A 14737-nucleotide genomic window follows, 5' to 3' on the forward strand; every position below is an offset into this window, starting at 1 on the left:
TGTTAGGCTCGCGGGCATCAACGAGAAGAAGAACGCATAGGGGAGGGCCGAGGTGGATCCAGTCACGCAACTCATTACCGCCTGGAAGATTCCGATCGGAGCCTGGGGCAAGGCGTTCTTCGGCTTCCTGACCAGCAATTTCGAGTGGTTCTTCGACGGCATCGCGCGGGGCTTCACTGTCGTGCTCGAAGGCTTGATCGGCCTTGTGCTCATGGTGCCGCCGATTTTCGTTGTCCTCCTTGTCGCTCTTCTTGCCTGGTATCTGCAGCGCTCGGTCAAGCTCGCCATCGCTGTGGCGCTTGGGCTCCTTCTCATCATCAATCTGGGCTTCTGGAAGGAAACGATCGAGACCCTGGCGCTGGTCATTTCCGCCGCCGGAGTGTCCATGGCGATCGGCGTGCCGCTCGGCATCGCCGCGGCGCACCGCCCGTGGCTGTTCAGGGTCCTCAGGCCCGTCCTTGACCTCATGCAGACCATGCCCACCTTTGTCTATCTGATCCCGGTGCTGGTGCTGTTCGGCCTTGGTATGGCGCCGGGCCTCATTGCCACGGTGATCTTCGCCATTCCCGCCCCTGTCCGCCTCACCCATCTCGGCATCACCTCGGTGCCGAAGCAGCTCATCGAGGCGGGTGAGGCCTTCGGGGCCACCAAGCGGCAGTTGCTGTGGAAGGTGGAGCTGCCGGCGGCCCTGCCCACCATCATGGCGGGCCTGACCCAATGCATCATGCTGTCGCTCTCCATGGTAGTCATCGCGGCTCTCGTCGGCGCCAACGGCCTCGGCAAGCCGGTGGTGCGCGCTTTGAACTCGGTCAACATCCCGCTCGGTCTCGAAGCCGGCATTGCCATCGTAGTGCTCGCCATCATTCTCGACCGCGTCTGCCGCGTCGGTGAAAGGAAAGCCGTATGACCAGCGCCGTCGAATTCAAGAATGTCGACATCGTCTTCGGCGAACGCGCGGCCGAGGGGCTGAAGCTTCTCGATCAGGGCGCCTCGCGCTCGGAGATCCTGGAGAAGACCGGCGCGGTGCTCGGCTGTGCCGGCGCCAGTCTAGCGGTGAAGGAAGGCGAGATCAGCGTGCTCATGGGGCTGTCGGGGTCCGGCAAATCCACCTTACTGCGCGCCGTCAATGGCCTCAACAAAGTGTCGCGCGGCGAGGTCATCGTCAATGACGACGGCAAGCCCGTCGATGTCGTCACCTGCTCGCCGGAGACTTTGCGGCGCCTGCGCCAGCATCGCGTCGCCATGGTGTTCCAGCAATTCGGTCTGCTACCGTGGCGCACCGTCGCCGAGAATGTCGGCTTCGGATTGGAGCTCGCCGGCATGGCGGACGGCGAGCGCGCCGAGCGCGTCAACAAGCAACTGAAGCTTGTCGGTCTCGATCAGTGGTCAAAGAAATACGGCCATGAATTGTCTGGCGGCATGCAGCAGCGCGTCGGTCTGGCGCGCGCTTTCGCCACCGAGGCGCCGATCCTGCTCATGGACGAGCCCTTCTCGGCCTTGGATCCGCTGATCCGCACCAAGCTGCAGGACGAATTGCTGTCGCTGCAGTCGAAGCTCAAGAAGACCATCATCTTCGTCAGCCACGATCTCGAGGAGGCGCTGAAGCTCGGCAACCGCATCTCGATCCTGGAGGGCGGGCGTATCGTGCAGACCGGCCGCCCTGAGGACATCGTGCTCAGGCCTGCCAACGACTATGTGCGCGAGTTCATCGCCAATGTGAATCCCTTGAGCGTGCTCACCGCCTATAATGTGATGCGCGACGCGCGCGATCTCGAGAATGCGGGCGAGGGCTGGATCTGGCTCGACCGCCGCCGCACCACGCGTTTCAAGATCGGCGCCGACCGCAAGGTCGTCGCCGCCGAGCGCGACAAGAAGGCGGCCACCTGGGTGGCCTGTTCCGAGGCCGAGAAGCCGGTCGATCCCGCCGCGCGGCCGGTCTTCTGGGCGACGCCCGGCACGCCTCTGCGCACCGTGATGCTGGCCATGCATCGCGCCGAGACGGCGCCGGTTGCCCTTTTCGATGAGGCTGAGCGCTTCGTCGGCGCCATCGGCGTGCGCGACGTGCTGCAGGCGGTGCTGCGCCGCCAGCCGGATTGATGCGGCCTCGACAATTCACGATGCGCCGCTGCGGAATGGCCGGTGTCGGGGCCGTCGAGGCCCGGACGCGCCATGTCTTCCCGCGCCATACCCATGACCAGTTCGGCATCGGCGTCATCCATCAGGGCGCCCAGAAATCGGCGAGCGGCCGCGGGCCCGTGGAGGCGGGACCGGGCGATGCCATCACCGTCAATCCGGGCGAGGTCCATGACGGGGCGCCCATCGGCGATTTCGGCCGCTCTTGGCGCATACTTTATTTTGATCCGGACGTGATCGCCGAAGCGGTCGCCGATCAGCGAAGGGGGGACGAAGGAGTTCGAATTCCACCAGCCGGTGATGCATGACGGCCGGATCGCTGACCGCTTCCGCGGGCTCTACACCGCGATGACAGAAGCCGACGCAGGCATGCTCAGGCGCGAGGAAATGCTGCTTTTTCTGCTCGCGGCGTTGCGGCCGAAGCCACAGCGCCAAGAGGGCATTCCTCTTTTCATTGCCCAGGCGCGCGAGATGATCGAGGCTGATCCGGCGCGTGCCGTCACCCTGGCCGAGCTCGCTTGCCAATGCGGACTGAGCAAGTTCCAACTGCTGCGCGGTTTCTTCAGGGCGACCGGCCTCACGCCGCATGCCTATCTGGTGCAGCGCCGCGTGGCGTTGGCCAGGACCTTGATCGCCCGGCGCATGCCGCTGGTCGAAGCGGCAATCGCGGCGGGCTTCGCCGATCAAAGCCATATGACGCGCCTGTTCGTCAGGACCTATGGCTTGTCGCCAGGCCTCTATGCCGACGCGATAAACTGACCGTCCTGCAATTTCGTTCAAGACCCTGAAGTCCTGATCGGCTTCTTCTCGCCGCGGCAACACGAGGACGAGAATGCCGCAACACCTTCAAGGTTATATTTATCTGACCCTCGCCATGGCGACGGTCGGCAGCACGGTGATCGCCAGCAAGATCGCCGGCAGCGGCCTGCCGCCTTTCACCGCGACGGCGCTGCGCCTGGCCATGGCGTTGCCTTTCTTCGTCATTCTCATGCGCATGACCGCGAGCCCCTGGCCGCGTCCAAGCGGTCGCGACGGCGTGCTCCTGCTCCTGCAGGCGACCTCGGGCAGCGTGCTCTATACCGCCTTGCTGATCTCAGGCCTGACCTACACCTCCGCCGCCAATGCCGGCGTCATCATCGGCACCTTGCCGGTCGTCTCGGCGGCGATCGCCATTATCATTCTGGGCGAGCGGCCGCGCCCGGCCGTGCTCTTCGCCATCGCTTTGGCCGCGGCGGGCGTCTTCGCCGTCGCCTTCGAGCCGGGTGCGGGAGAGACGTCCTCGCTCATCGGCAATGTGCTGATCTTCGCGGCCATTCTCTGTGAAGGCCTGTTCATCCTGCTGAACAAGCGGCTGCGCGTGCCGATCGAGCCTTTGGCGCAATCGACGCTGATGACCGGCCTTGGCCTTGCGGTGGCCCTGGTGCCGTCGGTGCTGGAAATGCCATGGACGGCGTCCCCGACCCCGTCATCGTTCTGGGCGGTGGTCTATTACGCCATCGTGCCGACGGTCGGCGGCTATTTGCTCTGGTATGCGGGCCTTGCCCGTGTCGCCGGCGCGGAGGCGGCCCTTTTTACCGCCATGGCGCCGGTCTCGGCAGTGCTCCTCGCTTTCCTCGTGCTGGGGGAGACGGTGAGCCTCCATCAGCTCATCGGTATCGGCGCGGTGCTGCTCGCCGTCATCAGCCTGGGTTTCGCTCAGGCGAAAGCCAGCTGACGATCAACTGGGCGAGATCGGCCGCCGCTTCGTCCTTGCTGATGGCGCCGCGCATCATCTCGACAGACAGGGCATCCGCGGCACCGACGATACCGAAAGCGCGCCGCCGCACCGTTTCCTTAGGCAGCGACGTCAAGGGCGTCAGCACCGCGCAAAAGGAGAGGGCGTAGTGCTCGATGAGCTCGCGCTGATAGGCGTTCATTTGCGCATCACCCTTCTGGGCGGCGGCGATGGCATGGAATTCCGGTCCGACCGCGATGACGCAGTCCATGAAAGATCTGGCGATCACCTGCGCGACATCGGGCAATCGCGCCGGCGTGTTCTTGAGCGCGTCATCGAGGGCGATGCTCTGGCGTTCATTGATCTCTTTGTAGAGTGCGATCATCAGGCCGGAGCGCGTCTCGAAATGGCGATAGGCGATGGGCTTGCTGACCCCGGCGCGCTCAGCAAGGGCGCCCAGCGTCAGGGCATCGGTGCCCTGTTCGCGCACGATTGCCTGCGCGGTCTCGAGCAGCTGCGCCCGCCGGTCGGCATTGGATAATTTTTGCGCCAGGGTCTTTGCCCTCCTTGACAGTCTGCCGGGTCCTCACATATTTACAACTAGTAACTTACTATTTGTAACATGATAAATCAACCCCGGAAACAGGCGTTTCCGGGCAGGAGGACTCTATGCCCAAAATCGCCCGCGAAATTAATCTGGTGAAGCGTCCGGCCGGCTCAAGGAGAATGATATGACCCGTTCGAACAAATCCGTCCTCATCATTGGCGGCTCCGGTTTTGTCGGCGCCCAGGCGGCGCAGGCCTTGCGCAAGCTCTATCCCGATGTGCCGATCACCCTTGGCGGGCGCGATCTGAAAAAAGCGGAAGCGGTTGCCGCGACGCTCGGCGAGGCCGATGCCGCCGTCATCGATCTCGACCGGCGCGATCTCGGGCTCGGCGCGGAGCGGCAATTCTCCGCCATCGCCATGTTCGTCAAGGATCACACGCTCAATTCGATGCGCTACGCACAGGATAAGGGCGCTGCCTATGTCGGCGTCTCGACCGGCGTCTATGAAATGGGCCCGGAGGTGGCGCTCTTTACCCATCGGCCGCACGCTTCCGCGATCCTCATGAACAGCACCTGGCTTGCCGGCGCCACATTGCTGCCGGCGCTCCATTTCGCCAAGGCGTTCGACGAGGTCGAGAGCATCACGCTGTCGGCCGTGCTCGATCCGCGCGACATGGGTGGTCCCGCGGCTTCAGCCGATTTCGACCGGCTTCTCATGGCCGCCCCGCAGACGTCCTATCTCAAGGACGGCAAATGGACCTGGACAACGGATGCGGACAAGAAGCGGATCGTGCGTATGAGCGACGGCGTCGAGCTGCCGGCCACGCCCTATTCGCCCTTCGATCTCTTGAGCCTGTCGGCGGTGACCGCCGCGAAGAACTTGCGCTTCGACCTGGCACTCGGCCAGCCGGACGAAAAGTCGCCCGATATCGTCGCCGAGATCATCATCGACATCGACGGCGGGAAAGACGGCAAGCCGCATAAAGCGCGCCATGTGCTGTCGCATCCGCAGGGCCAGGCGCCGGTCACCGCGGCGGGCATCGCAGTGGCGATCGAGCGGCTCGCCGGCCTCGACGGCAGGGCCCCGCCGGCACCGGGTCTCTATTTCCCGGATCAGCTGATCGCGCCCGAGCACATGATGGCGCGGCTCAAGCAATTCGGCATGCGCATCGACGCATGAATTATTTCTTCAGCAGCCCCTTCTCCACCAGGACGGCGCGCGTGATGCAGCCGCCGAAATTGCGTCCTGGCTGAACGACACGGCCGAAACACGCGCCGCTGCCACCGAACCTGACCCGAACGCGGCCTTTGATCCGCACCCCGCCCGAGCCGCCTTCATTGAAACCGAAGGTCGGCTTCGGCACATCGCCGGTCACCGGATAGCCGATCGCCGCCAGGTGGCTGCGCACGGCCTTGCAATATTCGACCGACCTGACCGAGAAGCGCGTCTCGCCATGACCGGCGCGGTATTTCATCACCGTGGTGCAGATGTCCTGGCCCGAGAGCCGCCAGGCCTCGGCCAGATACTGTGTGCCATAGGCGATATTGGTTTCGGGCCTGGCCAGCGCCTCGCGTGTGCCCTTGAAGCCCAGCATGTCGGCGGTGGAGGGGAGGATCTGCATGAGGCCCACTTCACCGACGCTGCCGAGGGCGCCGGGGTCGTAGCCGCTTTCGACCCGCATGACCGCATCGACGATCTCGAAGGGGATCTGGTTGCGCTTCGCTTCCGCCTTGCCGATGCTCTGATAGAGCACCTGGCCGCTCGCCGTCTCCTCGAGCGGCGGGCGCGCCAGCGCGTCTCCCGCCACAAAGGGAAGGACCAGGCCGATCACTCCCGAAAAAATCGCACGCCGCGCCATATATATCGATATCGGTGATTGCTCAGGCCACCGACCCTCGCATTCAATTGGCTCAAAATTGCGGCCGGCGAAACCCGGTCAGTTCTCGTCCATCTTGAGGGCCGCAATGAAGGCCTCCTGCGGGATCTCGACCTTGCCGAACTGGCGCATCTTCTTCTTGCCTTCCTTCTGCTTGTCGAGAAGCTTGCGCTTGCGCGAGATGTCGCCGCCATAACATTTGGCGGTCACGTCCTTGCGCAAGGCGGAAAGCGTTTCACGCGCGACGATCTTGCCGCCGATCGCCGCCTGGATCGGGATCTGGAACATATGCCGCGGGATAAGCTCCTTGAGCTTCTCGCACATCACGCGCCCGCGCTGCTCGGCGCGGCCACGATGCACGATCATGGAAAGCGCGTCGACCGGCTCGGTATTGACCAGGATGCCCATGCGCACCAGGTCGCCCTCTTCATAACCGACCATCTTGTAGTCGAAGCTGGCATAGCCGCGGCTCACCGATTTGAGCCGGTCGTAGAAATCGAACACCACCTCGTTGAGCGGCAAGTCATAGACCAGCATGGCGCGCGCGCCCGCATAGGTCAGCTGCTTCTGCCGCCCGCGCCTGTCCTCGCATAATTTGAGGATGGAACCCAGATATTCGTCCGGCACTAGAATGGTGGCTTCGATCCACGGCTCTTCGATCGAGGTAATGTAATTGGCCTCCGGCAGGTCGACCGGATTGTGCAATTCGATCTGGGTGCCGTCATTGAGATTGACCTTGTAGATGACCGACGGCGCCGTGGTGATGACATCGACGTTGAATTCGCGTTCGATGCGCTCGCGGATGATCTCGAGATGAAGCAACCCCAGGAAGCCGCAGCGGAAGCCGAAGCCCAAGGCCGCCGAGGTCTCCATCTCATAGGAGAAGCTCGCATCGTTGAGACGCAATTTGCCCATCGCCTCGCGCAAGTCCTCGAAGCGCGCCGCATCGACCGGAAAGAAGCCGGCGAAAACCACGGGCTGGGCCGGCTTGAAGCCGGGCAACGGCGCGCTGGTCGGGTTCTTCTCGTCGGTCACCGTGTCGCCGATGCGGGTGTCGGCCACTTCCTTGATGGCGGCGGTGAAGAAGCCGATCTCGCCGGGGCCGAGCTTGTCGACCATTTCACGCTTCGGCCTGGATATGCCGAGGCGCTCGACCTGATAGGAGCCGCCCGTCGCCATCATCTTGACCTTCTGGCCCTTGCGGATCTCGCCATCGACGATACGCAAAAGCACGACGACGCCCAGATAGGGATCGTACCAGCTGTCGATGAGGAGCGCCTTCAAGGGGGCGTTGCGGTCGCCCTTCGGCGGCGGCAGCCGGTTGACAATGGCTTCCAGAACATCCGGCACGCCGAGCCCGGTCTTGGCCGAAATCTCGACCGCATCCGAGGCATCGATACCGATCACATCCTCGATCTGCTGGCGGATGCGCGCCGGCTCGGCGGCCGGCAGGTCGACCTTGTTAAGGACGGGAATGATCTCGTGGTTGTTGTTGATCGCCTGATAGACATTGGCGAGCGTCTGGGCTTCGACGCCCTGGCTCGCATCGACGACGAGGAGTGAGCCCTCGCAGGCGGCGAGCGATCGCGATACCTCATAGGCGAAATCGACATGGCCGGGCGTGTCGATCAGGTTCAGCACATATTTCTCGCCCGATTTGGCGGTGTAATCGAGGCGCACCGTATTGGCCTTGATGGTGATGCCGCGCTCGCGCTCGAGATCCATGGAATCGAGGATCTGGCTGACCATTTCGCGGTCGGAGACGGCACCGCACAGCTGGATCAGCCGGTCGGCAAGCGTGGATTTGCCGTGGTCGATATGGGCGATGATGGAGAAATTTCGAATATGGCTGAGATCGGTCATTGGGGCGCTTGATGGCAGGCGCGTCCCGCCCCGTCAAGCGCCGCGGAAAGGCAGAAAGCCAGGGGTGGACTATAATTTAGAATCATTCTAATTATGGGGCATGAAAGCCTTTTCAGACTTGACCGAACAGGAGATCCTCGCGCTGGCAATATCGAGCGAAGAGGACGATTCCCGCACCTATCTGGCCTTCGCCCATGCGCTGATGGATAAGTTCCCGGCCTCGGCGAAGGTCTTCGTCGAGATGGCCGAGGAGGAGCAGGCGCACAAGGAGAGCCTCACCGACGCCTATCGGAAGAAATTCGGCGATTTCATTCCGCTCATCAGGCGCGGCGACGTGCTGGGCTTTGTCAAGCACACGCCGGTGTGGCTGTCGCGCCAGATGACGCTCGAGACGATGCGCCAGCGTGCCGAGATGCTGGAACTCGAGAATATGCGCTTCTATACCAAGGCGGCCGAGCAGGCGGTGGATCCGGCCATCCAGAAACTGCTGCAGGAGCTGGCCTTGGCCGAGAAGGAGCATACCTCGCTCGCCGACCGGCTCGGCCTCAAGCACCTCACCCCCGACGCCAGGCTCGAAGAGGCCGACGCCAGACAAAAACTCTTCCTTCTGCAGGTGATCCAGCCGGGCCTCGTCGGCCTGATGGATGGTTCCGTCTCGACCCTGGCGCCGCTTTTCGCCGCGGCCTTCGCCACCCACAACACCTGGGAGACCTTCCTCGTCGGCCTTGCGGCTTCGATCGGTGCCGGCATCTCAATGGGGCTCGCCGAAGCTTTGTCCGATGACGGCAAGCTCTCCGGACGCGGACGTCCGCTGATCCGCGGCCTCGCCTCAGGGCTCATGACGATGGTCGGCGGCCTCGGCCATACGCTGCCCTATCTCATTCCGGATTTCTGGACCGCCACCGTCGTCGCCATGATCGTGGTATTCTTCGAGCTGTGGGCGATATCCTGGATCCGCTGGAAATACATGGACACGCCCTTCCTGCGCGCCGCCTTCCAGGTGGCGGTGGGCGGCGCCCTGGTGTTTCTCGCCGGCATCTTCATCGGCAGCTCGTGAATTGGCACAATCGCCGCGTCCGGCTATAGTCCCCCGCGCTTAGATGGGGCTGTTACAGAACTGATACGGGCATGATCACGCGGCTTGCCATTTCCGGTTACCGTTCCCTGCGTGACGTCACATTGGCGCTCGGCCGGCTGAATATCGTCACCGGCGCCAATGGCAGCGGCAAGTCGAGCCTTTATCGGGCCTTGCGCCTGCTGTCGGATGTCGCGCAAGGGCGCGTGGTGGCCTCGCTCGCCGCCGAGGGCGGCCTGTCATCGACACTGTGGGCGGGGCCGGAGAAATTCAGCCGTGAGATGAAAAGCGGCCAGCATCCGGTACAGGGTACGCGCCGCTCGGGTCCCATCAGCCTCAAGCTCGGCTTCTCCTCGGAAGACTACGGCTACGCCATCGATCTCGGCCTGCCTCCGCCGTCGCCGTCACGTTTCGCCCGCGATCCCATCATCAAGGTCGAGGCGGTGTGGACTGGCGAGCTTCTCGGCCGCGCCAATGTCATCGCCGAGCGGCATGGCGCGCATTCCCGCCTGCGCGAGAGTAGATCCGGAACCTGGCGCGACTGCACCGAGCATCTGTCGCATTTCGACAGCATGATGACCCATCGCGCCGACCCGCTCGATGGCTGGGAGCTGCTTCTTTTGCGCGAGCGGATGCGCCAGTGGCGCTTCTACGACAATCTGCGCACCGATCGCGAAGCGCCGGCGCGCCGGCCGCAGGTCGGGACTTTCACGCCGGTCCTTGCCGGCGACGGTGGCGATATCGGCGCCGCTCTTCAGACGATCATCGAGGTGGGCAACCGATCAGCGCTCGAAGAGGCAGTCGCCGACGCCTTCGACGGCGCGAGCCTCGGCGTCAATGACCGTTTCGAGATCGAGATGAAGCAGCATGGACTGCTGCGCGAGCTGAATGTCGCGGAGCTCTCCGAAGGCACGCTCAGATACATCCTGCTGATTGCCGCCCTCTTGTCGCCGCGCCCGCCCGAGCTCATGATTCTCAACGAGCCGGAAGCGAGCCTGCATCCCGATCTTCTCGGACCGCTGGCCCGCCTCGTGACCAAAGCGGCCGAGCGCTGCCAGATCATCCTCGTCTCGCATTCCTCCGAGCTCGTCGCCGCGCTCGACCGCCATCCGGAGAGCCTGCTCGTCCGGCTCGAGAAGGAGCTCGGCGAGACAATCGTGCCGGATCGGACGGCGCCGCCCTGGAAATGGCCTTCACGTTGAAGAACATCCTCTTTGTCTGCAGCCAGAACCGCCTGCGCAGTCCGACCGCCGAGCAGGTCTTCTCGACGCGCCGCGATATAGAGGTCGCTTCGGCCGGTACCAATCACAACGCCGACAATCCGCTCACCGCCGAACTCGTCGAATGGGCCGACATCATCTTCGTGATGGAGAAGGCACATCGCAGCAAGCTGCTGCAGCGCTTTCGGCCGCAGCTCAAGAAGGCGCACGTCATCTGCCTCGATATACCAGATGAGTTCGAGCTCATGGACCCGAAGCTCGTCCGCCTGCTCGAGAAGAAAGTGTCGCGTTATCTGCCGTAACCCCGCCCTTCCAGGTTCCGTCTCCCGGCGAAAGCCGGGGCGCCAATAAATTGGTGAAGCCCAGGCAACTTTGCCTGGCTCACTCTATTGAATGGATCCCGGCTTTCGCCGCTATCATATGCACACATCTCCTGAGGGATGCGCCCTTACCCTCGCCCCGCTTTAGCGGGGAGAGGGAGGGGCCCATTGCGCAGCAATGGGAGGGTGAGGGGCTTTTGCGAGATTGAGTTCGACCTCAGACAACTGAACGCTCTCGCGACAAGCATGCCCTCACTGCGTCGGTGGCCGTGCCCCTCACCCTTCCCGCCGCTGCGCGTCGGGCCCCTTCCCTCTCCCCGCTGCGCTTCGCTTGCAGGGCGAGGGTAAAGCGGCAAGCCGGCCATCAGATGTGTGAATCCGATAGCGGCGAAAGCCGGGATGACGATGGTATAGGGCGCGGGCTCAGCTCCTGAGCACGCCGCCGGTCGCCTTGTGGACCTGCGCCACGATCTTCTGCGACAGGGCGTCGATCTCTTCCTCGGTCAGCGTCTTCTCGCGCGGCTGGATCGTCACCTCGATGGCGAGCGACGCCTTGCCCGCCTCGAGCGTGCCGCCGGCGAAACGGTCGAACACGACGACATCCGAGATCAGCTGCTTGTCGGTGCCCTTGGCGGCTTTCACGACCTTGTCGGCCTCGATCGTTTCGTCGACGACGAAGGCGAAGTCGCGCTTCAGCGCCATGAGGTCCGACGCCTTGAGAGCCGCGCGGGTATTGCCCCGGCCCTTGGTCCCCGGAATGGCGCTGAGATTGACCTCGAAGGCGACCAGCGGTCCCTTCACGTCCATTTCCGCCAGGATGCGCGGATGGATCTCGCCGAAGGTCGCGAGCTTGTTCTGCGGGCCCATCTGGATCGTGCCGGAGCGGCCGGGATGATACCAGGAGGGCGCTTCTGCCACGATCTGCATGGTCGCGACAGGAGCCCCGGCCGCATCGAGCACCGCGAGCGCGTCGGCCTTGGCCGTGAAGACGTCGACAGCGCGTTGACCGCCCATCCAGTTGCGCGGCACGGCATCGCCGCGCCGCGTGCCGGCGGCGCGCAGAGTCTCATCTTCAGGCTTGTCGCCGGCATAGGCCTGGCCCACTTCGAACAGCGCCACGTCCTGGACGCCGCGCGCCATATTGCGCCCCGTCGCGGCGATGAGATTGGGCAGAAGCGACGGCCGCATGTCGGACAATTCCGACGAGATCGGATTGGCGAGCACGAGATCGCGGTTGCGCTGGCCGTCATTGAAGAGCCTGGCATGCGCCTCGGGCAGGAACGACCAGGTGACGGCCTCATTGAGGCCGCGCGTCGCCAGCGTCCGCCTGGCCTGGATCATACGCCGCTGCAGCGAACTCAAGACCGGCTTGGCGATCGGTGAAAGCCGCGGCATCTCGGCGAAGGGCACTCTGTCGAGCCCATAGATGCGGCAGACTTCCTCGACGAGATCGGACTCGCCATGGACATCGGGCCGCCAGGAGGGAACGGCGCAGGAAAGCCCGTCCGGCGTCTCGGTAACGGCGAAGCCGAGGGCGGTGAGGATTGCCTTCTGACGGGCTTCCGGGATTTCGACGCCGCCTAGCCTCGCCACCCGCCCGCGGCGGAGCAGATAGCTGCGCTTGGTGTCGGGCGCATGCCCGGCGATGACGAGTTCGGACGGCTCGCCGCCGCACAGTTCGAGGATCATCTCAGTGCCGAATTCCGAGCCCGCTTGCGTGAATTCCGGATCGACGCCGCGCTCGAAGCGGTAGCGCGCATCGGACAGCACGCCGAGTTTGCGCCCGGTCGCGGCGGTGCGCAGCGGATCGAAATAGGCCGCTTCGAGGAAGACATTGACGGTCTTGTCAGACACGCCCGATTCCTCTCCGCCCATGATGCCGCCCAGAGCCTCGGGCCGGCGCTCATCGGCGATGACCGTCATATTGCCGTCGAGCCAATAGGTCTTGCCGTCGAGCGCGCGCAGATACTCGCCACGCTTGGCGAGTCTCGCATGCAGCGAGCCCTTGATCTTGTCGGCGTCGAATACATGCAGCGGCCGGCCATAGGAGAAAGTGATGTAATTGGTGATGTCGACGAGGGCGGAGATCGGCCTGAGCCCGATTGCCTTCAGCCGGTTCCGCAGCCATGCGGGCGACGGGCCGTTCTTGACGCCTCTGATGTAGCGCCCGACGAAGAGCGGGCAGGGACTGACATCGCCGCCGTCGAAAATCAGCGAGACGCCGACCGGCGATTTGAAGCGGCCTGGAATGACAGGTGCGGCGAGCGGCTTCAGCGTGCCGAGACCTTTGGCGGCGAGGTCGCGGGCAATGCCATAGATTCCGAGCGCGTCGGGTCGGTTCGGCGTAACCTTGATGTAGATCATCGGGTCGGCAAGGCCGAGCGCTTCCGCCGCGGGTGAGCCGATCGGCGCCGTCTGGTCGAGCTCGATAATGCCGTCATGCTCCTCCGAGAGCATGAGCTCGCGCTCGGAGACGAGCATGCCGTTCGATTCGACACCACGGATGACGCCCTTTTCGAGCGTCATTTTGGTGCCTGGAATATAGGCGCCGGGCGGCGCGAAGATCGCCTTCATGCCGGTCTTGGCATTCGGCGCGCCGCACACGACCTGGATGAGGCCGGAACGGGTGACGACGTCGCAGACGCGCAAGCGGTCGGCATTGGGATGCGGACGCGCTTCCTTCACATAGGCGACGGTGAAGGGGGCGAGCGGCTTCGACTTGTCCTCGACCGCTTCGACCTCGAGGCCGATACCGATGAGGCCGTCGACGATCTGGTCAAGCGTGGCGTCGGTGTCGAGATAGTCCTTGAGCCAGGAGAGGGTGAATTTCATCAGGAGAGCCCTCCGGCGAGAGTGGGGACTTGCAGAGCGCGGAAGCCGTAATGGCGCAGCCAGCGCAGATCGGCCTCGAAGAAGGCGCGCAGATCCGGGATTCCGTATTTCAGCATGGCGATGCGGTCGAGGCCCATGCCGAAGGCGAAGCCCTGATAGCGCTCAGGGTCCAGGCCGCCGGCCTTGATCACGCTCGGATGCACCATGCCGCTGCCGAGGATTTCGAGCCAGGACGAGCCTTCGCCGATTTTCACCTGGCCGCCTTCCCACGAGCAGTTGATGTCGACTTCCATCGACGGCTCGGTGAAGGGGAAATGCGAGGCGCGGAAGCGCATCTTGACGTCATCGATCTCGAAGAACGCCTTGCAGAATTCGGCGAGCGCCCATTTGAGATGGCCGAGATGCGTCTCCTCGTCGATGACGAGGCCCTCGATCTGGTGGAACATCGGGGTGTGCGTCTGGTCCGAATCGGAGCGGAAGGTGCGCCCGGGCGCGATGATGCGGATCGGCGGCTTGCCCTCGAGCATCGTGCGGATCTGCACCGGCGAGGTGTGGGTGCGCAGCAGCATCCGCGAGCCGTCAGCCTTGGGCTGGAAGTAGAAGGTGTCGTGCTCCTGGCGCGCCGGGTGCTCCGGCGGGATGTTGAGCGCGGTGAAATTGTAGAAATCGTTCTCGATATGGGGGCCTTCGGCTACGGAGAAGCCGAGATCGCCCCAGATCTGCACCACTTCCTCCCACACCTGGCTCACCGGGTGAATGGTCCCTTGCGCTTCCGGACGCGTCGGCAGGGTTACGTCGATCTTCTCGGTGACGAGACGGGCTTCGAGCGCCGTGGCCTGAAGCGCCGCCTTGCGCGCGCTGAGCGCCTCCGTGACCTTCTCCTTCAGCGCATTGAGCTCGGCGCCGGCCGTCTTGCGCTCTTCCGGCGCCATGGCGCCCAGCGTCTTCATGCGCTCGGAAATGGCGCCCTTCTTGCCGAGAGCCGAGACGCGTAAGCTCTCGAGCTCGGTCTCGTCCGCCGCGCTGGCGATGCCGTCGATCAGCGATTGTTCCAGATTTTGCAGACTCATCTGTGGGTCTTTCAACGAAAAAGGCCGGGCCGATGGCGCTTCATGGAGCGCCAGCGAAAGCCCGGCCCGAACCGATGGATGCTGAC

General features: G+C 63.9%; 12 protein-coding genes and 1 pseudogene. 8 read left to right on the forward strand and 5 right to left on the reverse strand.

All coding sequences use genetic code 11. The features are described 5' to 3' along the window. Positions 1-52: 52 nt before the first annotated feature. The 4 genes and pseudogenes from choW to G5V57_RS13315 all read left to right on the forward strand — a co-directional run bounded on the left by choW (position 53) and on the right by G5V57_RS13315 (position 3847). Positions 53-907, forward strand: coding sequence for a choline ABC transporter permease subunit (gene choW / locus G5V57_RS13300; RefSeq protein WP_165167969.1), 855 nt, complete (start codon positions 53-55; stop codon positions 905-907). Then, positions 904-2097: a choline ABC transporter ATP-binding protein gene (choV, locus tag G5V57_RS13305; protein WP_165167970.1), complete on the forward strand. Its 1194-nt coding sequence runs from the start codon at positions 904-906 to the stop codon at positions 2095-2097. The genes choW and choV overlap by 4 nt, the downstream gene beginning before the upstream one ends. Further along, a pseudogene (locus tag G5V57_RS13310) lies at positions 2097-2892 on the forward strand (AraC family ligand binding domain-containing protein). The gene choV and the pseudogene G5V57_RS13310 overlap by 1 nt, the downstream one beginning before the upstream one ends. Positions 2893-2965: 73 nt before the next feature. Continuing rightward, positions 2966-3847 carry a DMT family transporter gene (locus G5V57_RS13315; protein ID WP_165167971.1) on the forward strand — a complete coding sequence of 294 codons (882 nt, stop codon included), beginning with the start codon at positions 2966-2968 and terminating at the stop codon, positions 3845-3847. On the opposite strand, the gene G5V57_RS13320 is transcribed toward G5V57_RS13315, so the two are convergent. Further along, positions 3813-4421 carry a TetR/AcrR family transcriptional regulator gene (locus G5V57_RS13320; protein ID WP_371744818.1) on the reverse strand — a complete coding sequence of 203 codons (609 nt, stop codon included), beginning with the start codon at positions 4419-4421 and terminating at the stop codon, positions 3813-3815. The genes G5V57_RS13315 and G5V57_RS13320 overlap by 35 nt on opposite strands. Positions 4422-4578: 157 nt before the next feature. On the opposite strand from G5V57_RS13320, the gene G5V57_RS13325 reads away from it, so the two are divergent. Next, a complete protein-coding gene (locus G5V57_RS13325; RefSeq protein ID WP_165167972.1) occupies positions 4579-5574 on the forward strand; it encodes an NAD(P)-dependent oxidoreductase in 996 nt (331 codons plus the stop codon). A 1-nt stretch (position 5575) separates the two neighbouring features. Here G5V57_RS13325 and G5V57_RS13330 read toward each other — a convergent pair whose 3' ends face one another. Together G5V57_RS13330 and lepA are read right to left on the reverse strand one after the other, a co-directional pair. After that, positions 5576-6253, reverse strand: coding sequence for a lytic transglycosylase domain-containing protein (locus G5V57_RS13330; protein WP_165167973.1), 678 nt, complete (start codon positions 6251-6253; stop codon positions 5576-5578). Between the two features lie 78 nt (positions 6254-6331). Further along, positions 6332-8134: a translation elongation factor 4 gene (gene lepA, locus G5V57_RS13335; RefSeq protein WP_165167974.1), complete on the reverse strand. Its 1803-nt coding sequence runs from the start codon at positions 8132-8134 to the stop codon at positions 6332-6334. A gap of 100 nt (positions 8135-8234) precedes the next feature. On the opposite strand from lepA, the gene mbfA reads away from it, so the two are divergent. The 3 genes from mbfA to G5V57_RS13350 all read left to right on the forward strand — a co-directional run bounded on the left by mbfA (position 8235) and on the right by G5V57_RS13350 (position 10731). Continuing rightward, positions 8235-9191 (forward strand): iron exporter MbfA, encoded by a 957-nt coding sequence (gene mbfA, locus G5V57_RS13340; RefSeq protein WP_165167975.1) that lies wholly within the window; start codon positions 8235-8237, stop codon positions 9189-9191. A 71-nt stretch (positions 9192-9262) separates the two neighbouring features. Then, positions 9263-10411 (forward strand): AAA family ATPase, encoded by a 1149-nt coding sequence (locus G5V57_RS13345; RefSeq protein WP_165167976.1) that lies wholly within the window; start codon positions 9263-9265, stop codon positions 10409-10411. Then, the gene (locus tag G5V57_RS13350; protein ID WP_165174091.1) at positions 10408-10731 is read left to right on the forward strand and encodes a low molecular weight protein tyrosine phosphatase family protein; all 324 of its coding nucleotides are present in this window, start codon (positions 10408-10410) and stop codon (positions 10729-10731) included. The genes G5V57_RS13345 and G5V57_RS13350 overlap by 4 nt, the downstream gene beginning before the upstream one ends. A 441-nt stretch (positions 10732-11172) precedes the next feature. On the opposite strand, the gene pheT is transcribed toward G5V57_RS13350, so the two are convergent. Further along, the gene (pheT, locus tag G5V57_RS13355) at positions 11173-13581 is read right to left on the reverse strand and encodes a phenylalanine--tRNA ligase subunit beta (RefSeq protein WP_165167977.1); all 2409 of its coding nucleotides are present in this window, start codon (positions 13579-13581) and stop codon (positions 11173-11175) included. Then, positions 13581-14651: a phenylalanine--tRNA ligase subunit alpha gene (gene pheS / locus G5V57_RS13360; RefSeq protein ID WP_165167978.1), complete on the reverse strand. Its 1071-nt coding sequence runs from the start codon at positions 14649-14651 to the stop codon at positions 13581-13583. Before pheS ends, pheT begins: the two co-directional genes overlap by 1 nt. Positions 14652-14737: the final 86 nt, after the last annotated feature.

The sequence above is a fragment of the Nordella sp. HKS 07 genome, assembly GCF_011046735.1.
In the GTDB taxonomy this organism is placed as follows: Bacteria; Pseudomonadota; Alphaproteobacteria; order Rhizobiales; family Aestuariivirgaceae; genus Taklimakanibacter.